Consider the following 561-nt stretch of genomic DNA (forward strand, 5'->3'; position numbering starts at 1 on the left):
CTGCGGCCGGCGCGCAGCACCGTGGCCGCCGACGATCCGGGCCTGAAGGCCCTGCACGCCGCCGCCACGCAGATCCACTGGTCGCTGGCGGCCTGAGCGGCTGAGCGTCTGCCCCGGGCGAGGCCGAGAAAAACCTGGCCTCCGGCGTACCGACAACGCGGGTCAGCGGGCCTTCTGGTCGATGGACTTGGCCACCTCGCGCAGGATGCGCTTGCGCACCTTCTTGCCCTGCGTCACCAGCAGCCGCAGGTTCACGTCGTGGCGCTGCTCCGGCGCCATGGACTTCCAGGACTTGATCTCGCCGCGCAGGCGCCCGCAACCCAGGCAGCGCGCCTTGTCGGGCGTGAGTTGGCACTGGCCGATGCAGGGGCTGGTGGTCAGAAGAATGGGCATCGAAGGTCGGCTTTGAAGGTTGGCGGCGCAGGCGGACATCGCCCACGCCTCGCACCGACCGTGGCACGCCCCTGATGCGGGCGCAAGCGGTGGCGGCCGGCCGGGCAGGGCGGTCTGCGCCGACGGACTCGGCGCTGCCGCGAAAAAAGGGCCCGCACGCGGCGGGCC

General features: G+C 72.2%; 1 protein-coding gene. It reads right to left on the minus strand.

The genetic code is table 11. The annotated features are described in order from the left end of the window. Positions 1–162: 162 nt before the first annotated feature. Positions 163–393, minus strand: coding sequence for a DUF1289 domain-containing protein (locus NS331_RS25210; RefSeq protein WP_058644620.1), 231 nt, complete (start codon positions 391–393; stop codon positions 163–165). Positions 394–561: the final 168 nt, after the last annotated feature.

It is taken from the genome of Pseudacidovorax intermedius (assembly GCF_001476815.1).
GTDB lineage: Bacteria > Pseudomonadota > Gammaproteobacteria > Burkholderiales > Burkholderiaceae_C > Xenophilus > Xenophilus intermedius_A.

Bases quoted from the DNA above. Each gene is read 5' to 3' on its own strand.
- NS331_RS25210 (WP_058644620.1), bottom strand. From the start codon at position 393: ATGCCCATTCTTCTGACCACCAGCCCCTGCATCGGCCAGTGCCAACTC.